Origin of the sequence: Salinispira pacifica, from assembly GCF_000507245.1 — a bacterium.
Classification (GTDB): domain Bacteria; phylum Spirochaetota; class Spirochaetia; order DSM-27196; family Salinispiraceae; genus Salinispira; species Salinispira pacifica.
This window is the reverse complement of sequence record NC_023035.1, coordinates 2,400,291-2,416,628: the sequence shown is the minus strand read 5'-3', so window position 1 is coordinate 2,416,628 and position 16,338 is coordinate 2,400,291. Positions and strand designations below refer to the sequence as shown.

The window sequence follows — 16,338 nt, the reverse complement described above, 5'->3', positions numbered from 1 at the left end:
GAGAGATCTCAGTCAGATATTTTCTGCCGCATACACAGCCGCATGTGAGATACAATGATTTTCCACCGGGTCCGGACCGAAGGTTTCAAGCCGGACCTGACAGTTTATACATCGAGGATGCTACATGGGTATTCGGAAACTACAGGTGCTGGCAGCAAAACTGCCCGAAGACTCGCCTCTCCGTGCGGAGATCTTTGAAATTGTGACAAAACTGCGGAACCTCCGGGCGGAAAAGGTGGATCTTAACCAGAGAAACCAGGATCTGCTCAAGCTTCTTCAGGCCGAACGGAAACGCCGCAACGATCTCAACGCCAAAGTTCAAACCAACCGGATTACCGGACTGCCCAACCACACCCGGATGATACAGGATCTTGGAGATCTTCTTTCCCAGGATATTGAATATCTGGAGGAACATCGGGGGGCGCTCTTTTTCATCAGACTGGATAAAAGCTTTACGGCTATTCAAACCACTCTGAAACCTCAAATGACCGAATGGATACTCTATCAGATAGCAAGCCGCATCGGTGAAACCGTGGGGGAAGATGCCAAGGTATATCACAGCCGTGAAAATGAGTTCATGGTAATTCTGAATGATAACCTGCACATGAAAGAATATTCAAAAATCGGCAGAAAACTGCGGCAGGAAATACGCAAGCCCCATATTCTCACCGGACACAACATTCATATTGACTGCCATATCGGCATCTCTCTCTACCCCCAATTCGGGCGGGAAAAAAGCTACCTGCTCCAGAATGCCGATATCGCCCTGCAGTTCGCCGAAGAACACGGCAAGGAAATCATTTTCTACCATCCCCGCCTTCGGGATCAGGTGATAGAAAAAATGGACCTGCAGAACAGCATCATCAAAGCCCTTGAGCAGCAGGCCATCCAGGAAATCGGTAAGCAGTTTGAGATCTACTACCAGCCTATTATTCACATGGAAGAGGCGGGGGAAGATGAGCCGGGATCCCTTTTCATCAAGGGGCAGGGCCGCTGGAAAATTGCGGATATCGGTGCCGAAGCCCTCATCCGCTGGCATCATCCGGAAAAAGGTACTATTGCACCCGACCGCTTCATTCCCATCGCGGAAGAGACGGGCCTGATCATCCCCATCGGAAACTGGATCATTTACTCCGTTGCCGAACAGATTCGTGAATGGCTGGACCGGGGGCTGGCAATGTCTGCGGTATCGGTGAATCTGAGCACCCGGCAATTCCACTCCGATACCCTGACTCATACAGTGCGCACCGCCATGAAAAATAACCGACTCACCTCTGATATTTTCCGTTTTGAAATAACCGAAAGCGCCCTGGCCCAAAACCCGGACCAGATGATCCGCACCATGTGGGAGCTCCACGATGAAGGCGTCTATTTTTACATTGATGATTTCGGGACAGGGTATTCAAGCCTGAGTTATGTTCATCAGATGCCCATAAAGCGTATTAAAATTGATAAATCGTTTGTGCTGAATCTCGGGAGCGAAAAGCGGGAAAAGGTAATTATCCGTACTATTATTGCAATGGCCCGTGAACTGGGCTTCGGCCTGGTGGCGGAAGGTGTGGAAGAGATGGATCATCTGGCATATCTTTTAGGGTATGGTGTGCGGAGTTTCCAGGGGTTCTTTTTTGCCAGACCGATGAAGGCGGAGGATTTTGCGGAGTTCATCAGCGATCCCGCTCATTTCAATAAGATCGAAGATCTATTTAATTAAAAAAAGAACGCCCCAAACAATGTGGAAACAGCCTCAGAGCCGAAATCCCTGCGTATTCTCCGCCGCATACCCAGGCAGCCCGTTTCCTTGAACCAGTCAGGCCCAACTCGCCGACGCCATCTCATGTTGCCATAAACTCATGCTGCAATAAACTTTGGAACATACCTGCCAAGCTTCCCTCCGGGAATCTTCCAGCCCATCCTCCAGGTTCTCTCCATTTCGCTGTCGATATTCAGCTTGCTCAAAAACGGCCGGCTGGACATTCTGCTCTCAAGAATCTGTGACAGCCTGTGGGGTTCCAGGCCGGCCGCCTCGGCATGGGTCGAGTCATCCATCCTGCGGTACGCCGTCAACCGCCTGGACACCAGACAGTTGTGGAACAGCTGGTACACGCTCATCCTGCTCATCATGGCACTGGGGCAGTGGGCGAACTTCACCGTTTCTCTCACATGATCCGACAGATCTTTTCGAAACTGCCGGTCGGCATAATTCACCGGGAACAGCGGGTTGGCATGGTTTCTCGGCAGCTTGGAGGAAATTGCCATATGAAGGATCTTTCCGGCAAACCCATCAATCTCCTCCATCGCCCGGGGATAATCTCGATGCTTGTCGGTAAAGAGGGTCCTGTTCCAGTCTTTTTCTCCCAGTTTCTGTTTCAGGCAGGTAAAAAGATGCTCAAGAATGTGTTGTACGCTCCATTTTGTCTCCTCCGGGTGGGCTTTTGCCGTTTTCTCCAGCTCAATCTGGCGGAGTTTCTGCTTTTCCGTCTTGGCTCCTTTTCGACGTAACCCGGAATATCCAAGAGAATATAGAAATTCTGACTCGCTTCCGGCCACAATGTTGATATTATTGGGGTAGAACTGGGAAACCGAGAACGATTCAAAGCCGTCCATGACCAGATCTTCGCCGAAATTCAGATCCGCCATGATATCTGAGTGTACGGCGATGGCGGCCCGGGCCAGGCGCTCGAATCGGTTGAGGATTACATCCACCGAATGGCCGGTGAAGCGGGTGATATCCCAGAGACCGGAACCGCTGCACAGTCCGGCGATGAGGCGGCTGTAATCGACCCGCTTTTTCACGTAGTAATCGATGGAGAAGGTGGTGTGACCGAAGGTTTTTCCGCATTCCCGGCAGCGGAAACGGGGCATACCATAATTGATTTTGCTGCAGTAGCGGCCATGGATGTAATACCAGTTGGGGATCAGCTCGCTTTCATCAAAGTAGATGCAGCTGGGATTGGGGCAATGGGGAAGAAGTGGATTCATTGAGTCCTCCGGTTAGGTGGTGTTTCCTAGCTAACCGGAGAATTCAGCGTTTTGATTGACTTCCACATTGTTTGGGGCGTTTTTTTTTGCGAACCCCTTATTGACATTATTTTGAAAACCGGTATTTAATGGACACACTCTATTCGAATCGCAGGAGGCGTTTCATGATAACAGCAATCTATATCCCTTTCGCAGATAAGTTCCGTGGCGAAGTTGTTGTTGATGATCATGGCTTCCTGGGTTCAGCTCTGACCTCCTACAGAGGCTGACAAGGCCAATTTACCCCTGACATCAACAATATCCTCTCCTCTATACATTGTGTCGTTGTATCAGTGTCTGTATTTTACTGCCGCACTGTGTTCGTTCTGTGTCGTACCAACAGGAATTCAGTATGAAAGCCTTTCAATCAATTGTGCGCATTCTCCATGCCCACCGCTACATGTACATTTTGGCCCTTCTGGCCATATCTCTGGGAACGTTTTTTGCATACAGCGGTCCGCTGGTAATAAAAACCGCCATCGACAGCCTGCTGAATGGACAACCCCTTGACGGTTCTCTATTTGTTGATCGGATTTTTATCCGGCTGGGAGGAATCGAGTACTTAAAAGATCGCCTGTATATCCCGGCGCTTGTGCTTGTGGTAATTGTGGCAGGTCAGGGATTGTTCACGTTCGTGGCGAAGCTTTTGGCAGCCAGAGCTGCCGAGGGTAGTATTAAGCGTCTCAGAGACCGGCTGTTTCGTCACATTCAGCGGCAGCCCTACAGTTTTTTTTCCGGAGCGAGTACCGGTGATGTTATTCAGCGCTGCACCAGTGATGTGGATACCATTCGGCGTTTTCTGGAAACCCAGCTGATTGAGATCGGTAATACACTTGTCATGCTGGCTATAGCCTTGGGCCTGATGTTCACCATTCACAAGCCTCTGGCTTGGCTGACCATGCCGATTATCCCTCTGACACTCTTTTTCAGCTATTTCTTTTTCAGGAATGTGCAGAGGGTGTTTACGTTGAGCGATGAAAGCGAGGGGCGTCTTTCCGCCATGCTGTCCGAACATCTCACGGGGATCAGAGTGGTGAAGGCTTTCGGCCGGGAGCGGTATGAAATAGACCGTTTTGAGCTGCTGAATCAGGATTACCGGAAAACCACCGGCAAACTGATCGATCTTCTTGCCATGTACTGGGGAACCACGTCCATGTTCAGCATGGGGCAGGTGGTGCTTGTTCTGAGCATGGGGAGCATCTGGGCGGTGAACGGTACGGTGACGCTGGGAATTCTTCAGGTTTTCATTTCGTATGTCTGGATGATTCTTTGGCCCCTGCGTCAGATGGGAAGAATTCTGGTTGATATGGGCAAGGCGTTCGTTTCAGTGGGACGTATCAATGAAATTCTGGATTCAGACCAGGAAGATGTCCACACTTCAGGAGGCACAGGACGAATCACCGGGAAAATCCGTTTTGAAGATGTCTGTTTTGCCTATCCCCGGGATGCCAATCCGGTAAAGTTTCCTGCGGCTGCGGCTGCGGCTGCGGATGATGGTGATGGTGATGGTGATGGTGAGCGGGGACAGGAAGCCGTGGCCGGGCAGATGAAATCTCAGCAGGAAGATGTGCTGCGGGGGGTAAGCTTTGACATTATGCCGGGTGAGACTATTGGAATTCTGGGCCCAACCGGATCGGGGAAAACCACCATTCTTCATCTTTTGGCCGGGTTGTATGACGGATACCGGGGAAATATCTTTCTGGATGATACGGAACTGAGGGATATGAATCTCCAGGCATACAGGAAGCAATTGGGTTATGTGCTTCAGGAGCCGTTTTTATTCAGCGGCAGTATAAAAAAGAATATCAAGATGGGCAGGGGCACTGCGTTGATGGATGATATCCGCAGGGTGGCGTCCGAGGCGGAAGTGCATCATGTGATTAGTTCGTTTGAACAGAATTATCACACGGTAATAGGGGAGCGGGGGGTAACCCTTTCCGGAGGTCAAAAGCAGAGAGTTGCCATTGCCCGTGCAATGATCAAGGATGTGCCCCTGTATATGTTCGATGATTCCCTTTCTGCGTTGGATGCGGAGACGGATGCAAAGATCAGAAATACACTGATCTCCCGGAAAAACCTGGCAACCACCCTGATTGTCAGTCACCGGTTGAGTACTATTGCCGGTGCGGACAGAATCATGGTGCTGGAACACGGCAGAATCAGTCAGATGGGCACCCATCGGCAGCTGAGCCGCAGGGAGGGCCTATACCGAAGACTCTGGGAACTGCAGAAACGGGGCAGCGAAGGCGACATACTGGTTGGAGCGGAATAATGAAACATCATATTGAAAAGAACAGATTATTGAAAAAGCAGCGCAGAGCCGAGCAATTGGCCATGTGGAAGGAGCTTTTGGGGTATTCCCGGGAGTTTCGGGGGAAAATCATTATCCTTGCTGCAGTGATGCTTGTGGTTGCGGGGATCGATGTGATATTTCCCCTGATGACCCGCTATGCAGTGGATAATTTTGTGGTGCCGGGCACTGTCGAAGGTCTGGGCCTGTTTGCCGCAGTATTTGCGGGTATCTCCCTTATACAATCGGTGAACGTGTATCTTCTGATTCATCTTGGGGGACTGATTGAGATGGGGCTTGTGTACCGGCTCAGGGAGCGTGGATTCAACAAGCTTCAGCGTCTTTCCTTCGAATTCTTCGACAAGAAGGCTTCGGGGTGGCTGCTTACCCGTATGACCTCGGACTGTCAGCGTCTGGGAGAGGTAATTTCCTGGGGTATTGTGGATATGATCTGGGGGATGGCGATGATGGGGGGCATTGCGGTAGTAATGCTCATTCTGAATCCGCTGCTGGGGGTGATCACTCTTTCTGTGGTGCCGGTGCTGGCGGTTGCAAGCTACTATTTCCAGGACAGGATTCTGAAATCCCAGCGGCTGGTGCGAAAGAATAATTCACGGATTTCGGCAGCCTTCAGTGAAGGAATTCAGGGCGGACCCACAGTAAAGGTTCTGACCAGGGAAGAGGAGAGCGGCGCTGAGTTTGACAGCTTGAGCACCCGCATGCGCAGGACATCCATAATCTCTGCGCGCTTCTCCGCCCTGTATCTGCCGGTGGTACTCTTTCTCGGCTCTGTGGGTACTTCCCTGGCTTTGGGTTTCGGCGGAGATATGATTCAGCGTGATATCATCACATACGGGACGCTCCTGGCCTTTATCAGTTATACCATTCAGTTTTTTGATCCCCTGAGTGAAATTGCCAGGGTGATCAGCGAACTTCAGTCCGCCCGTGCCGCCGGAGAGAGGGTGTTGAGCATGATCCGGAGCAGGGAGTCCATTGTGGATGATCCTGATGTGATTGAGAAATGGGGGACGTTGGTGGACCCTGCCGGCCGGGAGTATTCCCGGATTCTGGGAGATATCCGCTTCGATAATGTGGGTTTTACATACAGCGGCGGGCAGCGGGTGCTGGAAAATTTTGATCTTCATATCCGGGCTGGGCAGACGGTGGCTCTGGTGGGGGAGACCGGTTCGGGAAAAACCACCATTGTGAATCTGATCTGCCGGTTTTACGAACCTACTGAGGGAGTCATCAAAATAGACGGCTCGGATTACCGGTCCATGGGATTGCCGGCGCTGCGGAAAAATCTGGGATACGTGCTCCAGAGTCCCCAGCTTTTCAACATCACCGTCCGGGAAAATATCCGCTACGGGAATCTGGAAGCGCCTGATGAGGCGGTTGTAGAAGCCGCACGTCTGGCCAACGCCCATCATTTCATCATGCAGCTGGAAAAAGGTTACGACACTCTGGTGGGGGAAGGGGGAAGTCATCTCTCAACGGGGCAGAAACAGCTGATCAGCATTGCCCGGGCCATTCTCGCGGATCCGGGAATTATTGTGCTGGATGAGGCCACGTCTTCAGTGGATCCGGAGACCGAGGGACTGATTCAGGAGGCGGTACAGCGAGTTCTGGAGAACCGAACCAGTTTTGTTATCGCACATCGTCTCTCCACCATCAGGGAAGCGGACCGTATTCTGGTTATCCATCAGGGACGCATCCTGGAGGACGGAAACCACGATGAATTGATCGCCCTTCAGGGGCGGTATGCCCAGATGTATCGTCAGCAGTTCATGGAAGAGGCCGAATTCCGTCTGATGGGTGACGCGGGATAATGATTTCCCGGTTTCAGTGCTTGATAGCCCCTGCAATATGGGGCTATGCTTATATCCATGAGCAAACTGGGTACCGGAACACTTGAACAGAAGCTGATCGCCGTAGGATCGGGAAAAGGCGGTGTGGGGAAGTCCACCACCGCATTGAATATTGCACTGCTGGCCGCCAGAGGGGGACTTCGCACCGGACTGATTGATCTGGATCCTTTGTCCAACCTGGGCACCATTCTGGATATTGAGCAGTCCCGGCTGTCCGGGGTGAGTTCTGATCCCTCCCAGGGATCTCTGAAGGATTTTTCCCTGAACATTTTCCCGGGGCTGGATCTGCTCTTTCCCCATTCCGGGGCAATTCAGCAGGGTAGCTCCTCATCATCCCGTGCTTCTCTGCCCGGCATCCTTTTTCAACGCTTCAGCGGGGAACTGGAAGACGGCTATGACTGCATCATTCTGGACCTGCCCGCAGGGATTGTTCAGGAGGAGAATCTGGTGCTTCTCCCCCATCTTGCCAGACTGTTGGTGGTAACCAACGCGGAGCCTACCAGCCATGTGTCCGCCGGCGGATATATCAAAGCGGCCCTTGAAGTTAACCCGAAGCTCCAGTTCGATATCTGGAATAATAAATTCGAAGCAGGAGCAGATCCGTCGTTCAATCCCCGGGATCTTCTGGGGAATTACAACCGCTATGCACCGGAGGATCTCCAACTGGACGGTGGAATTGAGAAGCAGATTCGTCATGTGGCGTTTGTTCCCCCGGATCCCGCCCTGAATCTTCTGAAAGCCGGAAATGATTTTCGTCTGGATATGCTCTACAAAATCCGGGAAGCCTTAATTCTGATCCATGAACTGGTGATCCCCGTGTACGAAAATCCCCGGCTGCCGCTGATTCACCGCCGGATGCTCCGCTACTATCTGCTGAAGGAATATGATGATCCTCAGGAGGATCAGGCATTTGAGTACTGTGCTTCTCTGTTTTCCATGTCCGTGGACCGGGTATTCCCCGACGGGGTGAAGCAGGAGGCTGATCGGTATCTGAAAGCGCAGATTTCCAATCCGTTACGATGCTCAGTCCGTGACAGTCTGATTATCATCGATGAAATCCTGGAGCTGTATCAGCGAAATCAGGGATTTTCCGCCGCTTCGGGTATATTTCAGCAGATGAAGAGAGGGTTCACCTCCCTTCAAAGCAGACTTTTAAAGAGTTTCGCTCTGATGAACCGCCTGCTCCAGCGACATCAGGATCCGAACATTCGCAGGCGTTTCGGTGATATTGATATTCCTATGCTGCGTAAAAGCCTGGGGTTGTGCTTTTTCCATCTTGGAGTTCTCAAACTTCTGGATCATGAGAGGGTCAAGTCCCTCATAGACAAATTTGTGCCGAAAAAGAAGCAGAACGGCCGGATTGTCAGAGACAGACAACGTCAGATCATGCTGCTGCTGAAGAAAGATGATCGCTATCATGAGAACTATTTTCGTCTCATAAAAAACATGTTTCCTCTGGTGGAAAAGCAGCTCTCCCGCCTGGCCCAGAAGCACGGACTTCAGGAGATCATTCTCCGTGATGCTGAAGGCCGAGTCCGCAGAGATGTGTACCTCAATATGCTTTCCGGACTCATGCATGATCTTCTGAATGCGGGACTGGGTGTGCATGTGGGGCTCCGCTTCAACAAGGCTGCCGCCGAGATCCGCAAGGGGTGGTCCACTCTTCAGGAGCTGATGGAGATGGATCGGTAAATGCTGCCGCCTTTGGCGGGTTTGCTTCCGTAAAGAACCGGCGGTTCCCAGCCGACGGCTCCCAGTTCTCCCAGCAGCCGGGGCTCTGTTTCAACGATTCTGCGGATAAACTCTTTTTTGTGGGCGGCTTGTGCCGTCTTCCGCATGTATGCGAGAGTTATGTGGGGCCGGAATTTGCGCTGTTCCAGCTGAAACCCCGCACTTTTGCACGCATCTTCCAGGCTGTCATGAAGGATCTTGATTTCCGGTGAATCGCCCCCCAGCATCAGGCTCAGACTCCGGGGGGACTGTCTGCCTCTGTTTCCCGGCGGAAAAGGAATGATTGCCGACGGGACTGCAGGGTGGCTGAGGGGCGCACTCTGCCGGCTAAGGATCCTGGCTGCGGTGGTTTGCCGTTTTGTATCCATGTTCCCCAGAAAAAGCAGAGTAAGATGGAGGTTTTCCCGTTTCACCAGGCGCAGAACTCCTTCTGTGTCAGCCTCAGCCAAAGCGCTTTGAAGCCGGGCCAGTTTATCCAGGCTGGCTTTACGGGGTACCAGTGCAAAAAATGTTCTTTCCAAATCAGCCATTATCTCTTCCTTGGGGCAGCAGGTATCGGATTTTTCTGTGAAATCAGGAAATATCAGGGAAATATCAATTTAGAACCCTCTGGGGAATAATTTCTGGTAGCACCCAGTCCGATAATATTTTATTATGGAGCCAATGGAACAGGAACGCAAGAATACTGATACTGCAGATTTTGAACTGAGAAAAGAGATCGAGGAATATTATCTTCCCGCACAGCTGATCGATGCCATTCTTCAGCGGGGAAAGATCCCGGAGGTCACCGAAGAGACCCATATCGGTATCGGTTTTATTGATATTGCGGATTATACCTACCTCTCGAAGTTTCTCACCCCCAAAGAAAACCAGATGCTTCTGAACGGACTGTACACCGCCTTCCAGAGCGTCCTCCTGCGCAGGGGAGGGTATCTGAATAAAATAGAAGGTGACAGCATGATGTTCCATTTCGGGGGAAGCCTGGACCCGAAGATGAAGGGTCTTGAGCTTGAGAAGCAAATCAAACTGATTGCCAAGGAACTGTTCTATTCCTGCATAGAGATGCAGCGGGTCTGTTCCCTTTTTAACCAGGCCAACGATAAATTCCTGGATGCTGGCGCCACCGATAAGGCCAGGCAGGCGTTGAAAGATGCATTTGCAATTATCGAAGCTCTCCGTGCCAAGGGCGAACTTTCCGACAGCTTTAACGCATTTTTCCAGATTCGCATCCGAATCGGGGCGTCTATCGGAGAAGTGACCGTGGGGAACTTCGGACCCGACGGGGCCAAGCAGTGGGATGTCATCGGCCTGCCGGTGATTCTTGCCAAAAGGATGGAGACCACTGCACCGGTCGGCGGGGTGAGAATATCCGAAGATTTTTACAAAATCCTGGACACCTACGGCTACGTGGACTCCTACTGCAACCGTATCCGCAAAGAGGCTCAGCTTCTGAATTCAGCCTACCGGGATATCCGTGACGATGAAGTGTTTCTATTTTCCAACGTGAATATCAAGGAGAAGAAAAACGCCCAATTCAGAAGCTACAGCGTACAGGTGAATCCCAATCTTCCCACCAGCATTGCCGATCAGGTGGAATCTCTTCTGCTGATGAGCGAGCCCGGGGCCGAGAGAATTCTTGAGCTGATACAGTACTATCGGGGTAACCGATATGTGATCAATGCCATTGAAAACCGGCTGAAGCTCAAGGGGGTGAAGATACGCAAAACCGACCTCCTCCAGTTTATTTTCCCTAAAAAATACCGGGAACTCATGGAAAAAAACGGCCAGCAGAGCCCCCGGGAATTTGAAAATGAGCTAAGCGTACATTTCAGCCTCTACATACTGCTGGATAAGATGGGAACCTATCAGGACATTGTGAAACAGAATCCCGAATACGAGCGCAGTGAGGAACCGTTCCGCAGTTACGGGGAAACCATGAAGGAAGAGCGCAGCGTCATTATAGAGAACTACAAAAAACGTGAATTTCACATGGTTCAGCGGGCCTATTTTTACAACGTGGTGTTTCCATTGGTTTTTTCATCCCTGAAGAACAGCATTCTCGAATATCAGATGAGTCAGGTTGAGGAGCTGGAGGAACAGGAGCTGGAACAGCTCGACGCCGCCCTGGAGATTGAGGATCTGGATGCCGTTGAAGAAGCCCGGGACATACAGGAGCTTCAGGAAATCGGTGAGCTGGAAGAAGCGGGCGAAGCAGAAGAACCGGAAGAATTGAGCGAAGAGCTATAGGCACAACCTGCCGGGTTCAGTCTGTCCGGGGTGGTATGTGCTTCCTTATAATTCTCCAGGCGAGATGCGCTCCGATAATGTTGGGTGCCGAAGGTCCGAGCCGGTACATCGCCGCACTTCCGCTGAGAAAGAGCCCTGTTCCCCATCGAAGGTCCCTGCCCACCACCGGGTAGCCGTGAATTGTCCGCCGCTGCACTCTGTCCTGAGAACCGGATTGATCACTGTGGCTAAGACCCTTCTGCTGCAGCTCCTCCAGAAGAGGATGGCGGGTATCCGCAGTATGAAAACCGGTGCAGAAAATTCTGTGGCCGCCGCCGGCTGGCTCTTCCAGCTGACCCGCCGGGAAATCCGGAATGATTTCGTGTCTCAAACTGCCCCGGGTTAATGCTTCTCTGTAGCGTTGAAAGATCTCCGAAGGTATGGTGCCGGAAAATCTCCCCTGAATTATCTCATTGATCCTCTGTTCTTCTCCGCCGGGCTCGGTTTCAACTTTGTCCAGCCCCGGCAGACATTTGGGGCCGATATAGCAGGGGTCAAAATCGAAGCGGAAAACCTCAAGGGGACGGCGGGTAATCAGTACGGGGTGTGCGTTCCGCCGGGCAAGGGAGATTGCAAGCTGAAGGGCCGAGATTCCACCGCCGATGATCCGGGTATGCCCGGGGATCTCAGCGGGGTTCTCCATGTGCCTGGGATCGAACACATGATGATTCCTGTCATCTATCCGGGAAATATTCCGGGGATAGCGCAGTCCGCCGTGATCAAAACCCCCGGCGTAGATTACCGTTCCCCGGTAAGATCCTGTGTCTGTGTGCACTCCCCCTGAAGGGTCGATGGAAGTTACCCGTTCCTGAATATGACAGTTCTCCAGCTGATACTTCCTGATCATGGCCCCGGCGTGGCGGTTGAACAATTCAAGTGAGGGCCGGTGATAGGGCATGGCAAATTCTTCGCCATTCCACAAATCAATGCCTTCGTGCCGGGCGTAGGTTCTCAGCGAGTGAAAGTCCACATGGATACTGTGGGAACTGTTTGAGCGCAGGAAGTTCATTCCGCAGGCGGCGGTGCGGGAAAGCCAGGCGTCCAGCAATCCCGGGTTGGGGTCAAATATGCGAATATCATCCGGCGAATAGCCGAGTTCATGCTGCAAAGCTATGGCGAAAAAGCATCCCTGGATGCCTCCGCCGATTATCAGTATCATTGCGGCGAATATATCATTTTTTTATGCTTTTGGAAAACTCCGACCAGGCGCTGTCCTGCTCCTGCCGGGAATAGAGGCGCTTTTTCTGAATAATTTCGGGCTTGCCGCTTACCTTGCCGCTTACCTTGGCTTTACTGCGGCTGCTGCTTCCGGAGGCAGAGCCCCCCTGGCGGCCGGTTGAGAGCTTTCGCTGGGAGGAGGATCGGGGCCCCCGGGATCCGTCCGCCCCGGCCCTGAACGCACGATCTTCCCGTGCTCTTTTCCGCTGGGGACTGTAGTGTTCTGGAAGGGCGGCCTCATTCACCATCCGTCGGTATATGGATTGCATCTGATCACCGAACTTTTTCTGGAAGCTTTCATGCCGCCCGGTGATCCTGAGAATCAGCTGCCTGAGAATACCGAAATTCAGAAAGGCATGCATGTAGATATCCTTGATTCCCAGATTGAAGATTATCTGAAGTTCTTTGAACTGAATCCGCTCCGGATAGAAAAATCCCACCAGGACGGATTTCATCTCTTCAACATCCTTCAGCTCTTTTACCAGTCTGCTGTTTTGAATGAAGGCTTCAGCTACGGTTGAGGGCTTTGTCAGCAAAGATGCCAGCAGGGAGTCCATTTGCCGTACCCGTTCCTGAATATCATGTTCAAAGGTTCCGGTTGAATTGAAAATCGATGCAAGATCAGAACGGTTGCTCCGGATATACTTGGACATCAGAGGCAGATATATCCGGTAGAGCTCCTTGCCAAGCTTTTCAACTCTCTGGAGAAACAGCGGCTTGATATTATTTTCATGGACGTAATGACCCTCGATTTTGAGGATTGTGGGCAGGTTCTTATGACTTTCGGGTTGCAGATATGCTTCCTCGAATTCCCGGCGGAAAGAAGTGAACTGATCGGCGTATTTTTCCCGCATTGCATCCAGATGACTTTCAAAAAGCTCTTCTGCAACCATCAGACTGTCCGATTTGGATATGATCTCCTCCAGGGTTTTCATATCCTGTTTTCTTTCTTCCGCCTGTTTTTTTCGCTCCTTCGCCACTTCGATCTGGGCCTGGAGAAATTCCATGAGAAATTTGCTCACGGGAAAAAGGTCATCAGGAAGTTTGACTTTACGCTGAGCCCGAAGATCGGCCTGGTGCTCCAATATTCCGCTTCCCAGGGTTTTCCAGAATTCAGGGTTTCTGGCGGATACTTTGCTTCGAAGTTCAGTAAGGCTCATTTCCATTACCGATCCCATTAGCGCCAGAAAATTGCTGCTCTGAAAATACCCGCGCATCTTGGCAATATGAATTGTCAACAGACGCTTGATGGCGTTTCTAGTGAAAATCAGCTGATCATTCTGCTCATTACCCAGTTCCAGGGAAAAAATCTCGGTTCCCTGAAGCTGCTTATTCACATAGATGCCAGCAATGGTTTTAAAATCCGAGGGAGTCACATATTCATTGGGAATAATGATATTTTTTTCTTCCAGCACCGATTTGGTAGGCATGGGCAGAAGTACATTTTCAAAAACGTCCAGAAGTTCTTCATCCAGGAGATAGGAGTAAAATATCTGTTCTCCCGGTTCACAGACAATGATCCCCTGGGATTCCCGTTCCCCCTGATGGATTGCCGTTGAGATAATCCCCATACGGCTTTTGCTCAGTTTGGCCATAAGCCGCATGAGTTCTGCATTTGCGTTGGCGGTATCCCGGTTGATTATGGAGCTGAAGCGGCTGAAAGAGATGAGGGGTTCCCACACCCTGCATAATTTGTGGAAGATGGAACGCTCCACCGGGGTGAAATTCCCCACCTGAGATAAAAATGCTTCCCGCTCTTTTTCATCATATGTTACAAAACCCGGTTGTACTAGCGACATGTATTACCTCTGCGTGCTCACGATAAGTATAGCATAAACCATGCTGCAAACCATAGCAGACAGTATATACTATTTATAGAGGATTTGATGAGTTCTCACATTCGTTGTTGTAAAATCCTCCAATCCATGGGTACATTGAAGAAAGGGGGAGCCGACTCATCATACTTTAAAATTCGGCTGATTTGATTATGGGAATGAAACGTCATCATGAAAGTTTTGATTATCTGGAACGGGTGTATCACGAGACGCCGGTCTGGCCCCTGGATCCTGAGCGAAAATATCTGATTTTCAGTGATCTGCACATGGGCAACGGCAAACGGAATGACGATTTTGCCCCGAACTCCCGGATGTTTTTGAAGGTGTTGCGCAGTTATCTTGAGAAGAATTATACGTTGATTCTCAACGGGGATATTGAAGAGCTTCTGAGATTCCCGCTGCAGGAAATCTTTGAAAACTGGGACGAGTTTTTTCAGCTCCTGGATGCGTTCAGAGACGGTCCGGGATTATATAAAATCATCGGCAACCATGATCTTGAATTGGTGGACGCAAAAAATTACCCGTATCGTCTGTATGAAGCCCTGAGGTTTGAGTATAAGGGAAACGAGCTGTTTATTTTCCACGGCCATCAGACCATGCGGCGATACCGTGAATACAATCCTCTGATTCATTATGCCCTGAAATATCTGGCAAATCCGTTGAATATTAAAAACTATGCGGTAAGCCATTCCAGCAGGAAACGGTTTACAACAGAAAAACGGGTATACCAATTCAGCTCCGAAATGAAGCTGCTCAGCATTATCGGCCACACCCACCGGCCGCTTTTTGAATCCATGTCAAAATCCGACAGCATACGGTTTGAGATCGAGCGCCTCTGCCGCAAGTATCCGAAAACATCGGATGAAAAGAGAATAAAGGTTGAACAGAAAATATCAGACCTGCGTATCCAACTGAAGGCTGTCTTGGAACAGGACGACGGTTTCGAGGAGCGAAACAGTTTGTATAACGCAAACCTGGTTGTACCATGCATGTTTAATTCGGGCACTGTTGTGGGAAAACGGGGAATGACCTGTCTCGAAATCAAAGGCGGAAAGATTTTGCTCCGCCACTGGTTCGATGCCGGGCGGACCAAACGCTACCTGGAAAGTCAAACCCGGAAGCCGAAGGAACTGGATGACACGGGGATTTACAAGGTCAAAATGAAAGAAGACAGTCTGGACTATATTTTTACCCGCATCAGTCTCCTGGGCGGTCCGGATTTGTCAGGTCAGGCGGAGTGATCAATATTCAGTTGCGTATGGAAGGCTGGCGTAGTATTCTGCTCACATGCTTTTGTGTGTGAATATAGGAAACTCGAATATTGCGATTGGAATCTCGGCAGGTCAGGAATGGCTGAGCCACTGGCGTCTTCGTACAGTGGGTGCCCGTACAAGTGACGAATATGAAATGCTTATCCGCCCGTTTCTTCAGCGGGACGGTATCCCTGTGGAAAAAATTGAAGCGATGGCGGTTGCTTCTGTTGTCCCCGAGCTTGTGGATACATTTACCCGTCTCAGCAACCAGCTTTTGGGCAAGGATCCCTTCTTTGTTCATTCAGGCGTGGATACCGGTCTTGATATCTCCATTGACAATTCACGGGAACTGGGTGCCGATCTGGTGGCCAATGCCGTGGCGGGGTACCGCCTGGTAAATGATCTGAAACCGAATATCGAACTGAAACAGGGCAAAAAGGGTGCAATTATTGTAGACTTCGGGACCGCCCTGACATTTACCATGGTCAGCCACGATGCCCGGATTCTGGGTGTTGCAATTGCCCCGGGGCTGAACGGCGCACTGAAGGCTTTGGCCGGAGATACCGCCCAGCTGCCCCATGTGAAACTGGAGGCACCGTCCAGAGTTATCGGTACCAATACCATAGAGTCCATTCAGTCCGGAGTGGTGTTCGGCTTTACCGGTCTGGTGGAATCCATGGTAGAGCGGGTGAAATCGGAAATGGATGGAGAGACCGGGGTGGTGGCCACCGGAGGCCTTCATCATGTGATCGATGACATCAGCAGTTGTTTTGATCATCGGGAACCCTGGCTGCATTTGAAGGGTATCAGGGAAGTGTATCAGCGCAATACCTGAATGG

Annotated in this window: 11 protein-coding genes; 7 read left to right on the top strand and 4 right to left on the bottom strand. The window is 51.0% G+C overall.

Annotated elements, in window-relative coordinates; genetic code table 11:
* The first annotated feature begins 124 nt into the window (after positions 1-124).
* Entirely contained in the window at positions 125-1,711 is a 1,587-nt protein-coding gene (locus L21SP2_RS17325) for a putative bifunctional diguanylate cyclase/phosphodiesterase (RefSeq protein ID WP_024268517.1), read from the top strand.
* Positions 1,712-1,848: 137 nt separating this feature from the next.
* Here L21SP2_RS17325 and L21SP2_RS10640 read toward each other — a convergent pair whose 3' ends face one another.
* Complete coding sequence (locus tag L21SP2_RS10640; RefSeq protein WP_024268516.1) at positions 1,849-2,979, bottom strand: hypothetical protein; 1,131 nt, start codon at positions 2,977-2,979, stop codon at positions 1,849-1,851.
* Positions 2,980-3,370: 391 nt separating this feature from the next.
* Between L21SP2_RS10640 and L21SP2_RS10635 the strand changes: the two genes are divergently transcribed.
* The 3 genes from L21SP2_RS10635 to L21SP2_RS10625 are packed head-to-tail and all read left to right on the top strand — an operon-like array spanning position 3,371 to position 8,868.
* Positions 3,371-5,290, top strand: coding sequence for an ABC transporter ATP-binding protein (locus tag L21SP2_RS10635; RefSeq protein WP_024268515.1), 1,920 nt, complete (start codon positions 3,371-3,373; stop codon positions 5,288-5,290).
* On the top strand, positions 5,290-7,137 hold the full coding sequence (locus L21SP2_RS10630) for an ABC transporter ATP-binding protein (RefSeq protein ID WP_024268514.1): 1,848 nt from the start codon (positions 5,290-5,292) through the stop codon (positions 7,135-7,137). The genes L21SP2_RS10635 and L21SP2_RS10630 overlap by 1 nt, the downstream gene beginning before the upstream one ends.
* Positions 7,138-7,182: 45 nt before the next feature.
* Complete coding sequence (locus L21SP2_RS10625; protein ID WP_024268513.1) at positions 7,183-8,868, top strand: MinD/ParA family ATP-binding protein; 1,686 nt, start codon at positions 7,183-7,185, stop codon at positions 8,866-8,868.
* Here the strand turns inward: L21SP2_RS10625 and thpR are convergent.
* A complete protein-coding gene (thpR, locus tag L21SP2_RS10620) occupies positions 8,841-9,437 on the bottom strand; it encodes an RNA 2',3'-cyclic phosphodiesterase (protein WP_024268512.1) in 597 nt (198 codons plus the stop codon). The two genes, L21SP2_RS10625 and thpR, sit on opposite strands and share 28 nt — an antisense overlap.
* 133 nt (positions 9,438-9,570) lie before the next feature.
* On the opposite strand from thpR, the gene L21SP2_RS10615 reads away from it, so the two are divergent.
* Entirely contained in the window at positions 9,571-11,154 is a 1,584-nt protein-coding gene (locus tag L21SP2_RS10615; RefSeq protein ID WP_024268511.1) for an adenylate/guanylate cyclase domain-containing protein, read from the top strand.
* Positions 11,155-11,170: 16 nt separating this feature from the next.
* Here L21SP2_RS10615 and L21SP2_RS10610 read toward each other — a convergent pair whose 3' ends face one another.
* On the bottom strand, positions 11,171-12,352 hold the full coding sequence (locus L21SP2_RS10610; RefSeq protein ID WP_024268510.1) for a Rossmann-fold NAD(P)-binding domain-containing protein: 1,182 nt from the start codon (positions 12,350-12,352) through the stop codon (positions 11,171-11,173).
* A gap of 13 nt (positions 12,353-12,365) precedes the next feature.
* Positions 12,366-14,210 carry a hypothetical protein gene (locus tag L21SP2_RS10605; RefSeq protein ID WP_041401501.1) on the bottom strand — a complete coding sequence of 615 codons (1,845 nt, stop codon included), beginning with the start codon at positions 14,208-14,210 and terminating at the stop codon, positions 12,366-12,368.
* 194 nt (positions 14,211-14,404) lie between these two features.
* Here L21SP2_RS10605 and L21SP2_RS10600 point away from each other — a divergent pair, with 194 nt between their 5' ends.
* Both L21SP2_RS10600 and L21SP2_RS10595 read left to right on the top strand, forming a co-directional pair.
* A complete protein-coding gene (locus L21SP2_RS10600) occupies positions 14,405-15,487 on the top strand; it encodes a metallophosphoesterase (RefSeq protein ID WP_169730467.1) in 1,083 nt (360 codons plus the stop codon).
* 58 nt (positions 15,488-15,545) lie between these two features.
* A complete protein-coding gene (locus tag L21SP2_RS10595) occupies positions 15,546-16,334 on the top strand; it encodes a type III pantothenate kinase (RefSeq protein ID WP_169730466.1) in 789 nt (262 codons plus the stop codon).
* Positions 16,335-16,338 lie beyond the last annotated feature (4 nt).

Coding starts and splice junctions, on each gene's coding strand:
- L21SP2_RS17325 (WP_024268517.1), top strand. CDS start 125: ATGGGTATTCGGAAACTACAGGTGCTGGCAGCAAAACTGCCCGAAGAC.
- L21SP2_RS10640 (WP_024268516.1), bottom strand. CDS start 2,979: ATGAATCCACTTCTTCCCCATTGCCCCAATCCCAGCTGCATCTACTTT.
- L21SP2_RS10635 (WP_024268515.1), top strand. CDS start 3,371: ATGAAAGCCTTTCAATCAATTGTGCGCATTCTCCATGCCCACCGCTAC.
- L21SP2_RS10630 (WP_024268514.1), top strand. CDS start 5,290: ATGAAACATCATATTGAAAAGAACAGATTATTGAAAAAGCAGCGCAGA.
- L21SP2_RS10625 (WP_024268513.1), top strand. CDS start 7,183: ATGCTTATATCCATGAGCAAACTGGGTACCGGAACACTTGAACAGAAG.
- thpR (WP_024268512.1), bottom strand. CDS start 9,437: ATGGCTGATTTGGAAAGAACATTTTTTGCACTGGTACCCCGTAAAGCC.
- L21SP2_RS10615 (WP_024268511.1), top strand. CDS start 9,571: ATGGAACAGGAACGCAAGAATACTGATACTGCAGATTTTGAACTGAGA.
- L21SP2_RS10610 (WP_024268510.1), bottom strand. CDS start 12,352: ATGATACTGATAATCGGCGGAGGCATCCAGGGATGCTTTTTCGCCATA.
- L21SP2_RS10605 (WP_041401501.1), bottom strand. CDS start 14,210: ATGTCGCTAGTACAACCGGGTTTTGTAACATATGATGAAAAAGAGCGG.
- L21SP2_RS10600 (WP_169730467.1), top strand. CDS start 14,405: ATGAAACGTCATCATGAAAGTTTTGATTATCTGGAACGGGTGTATCAC.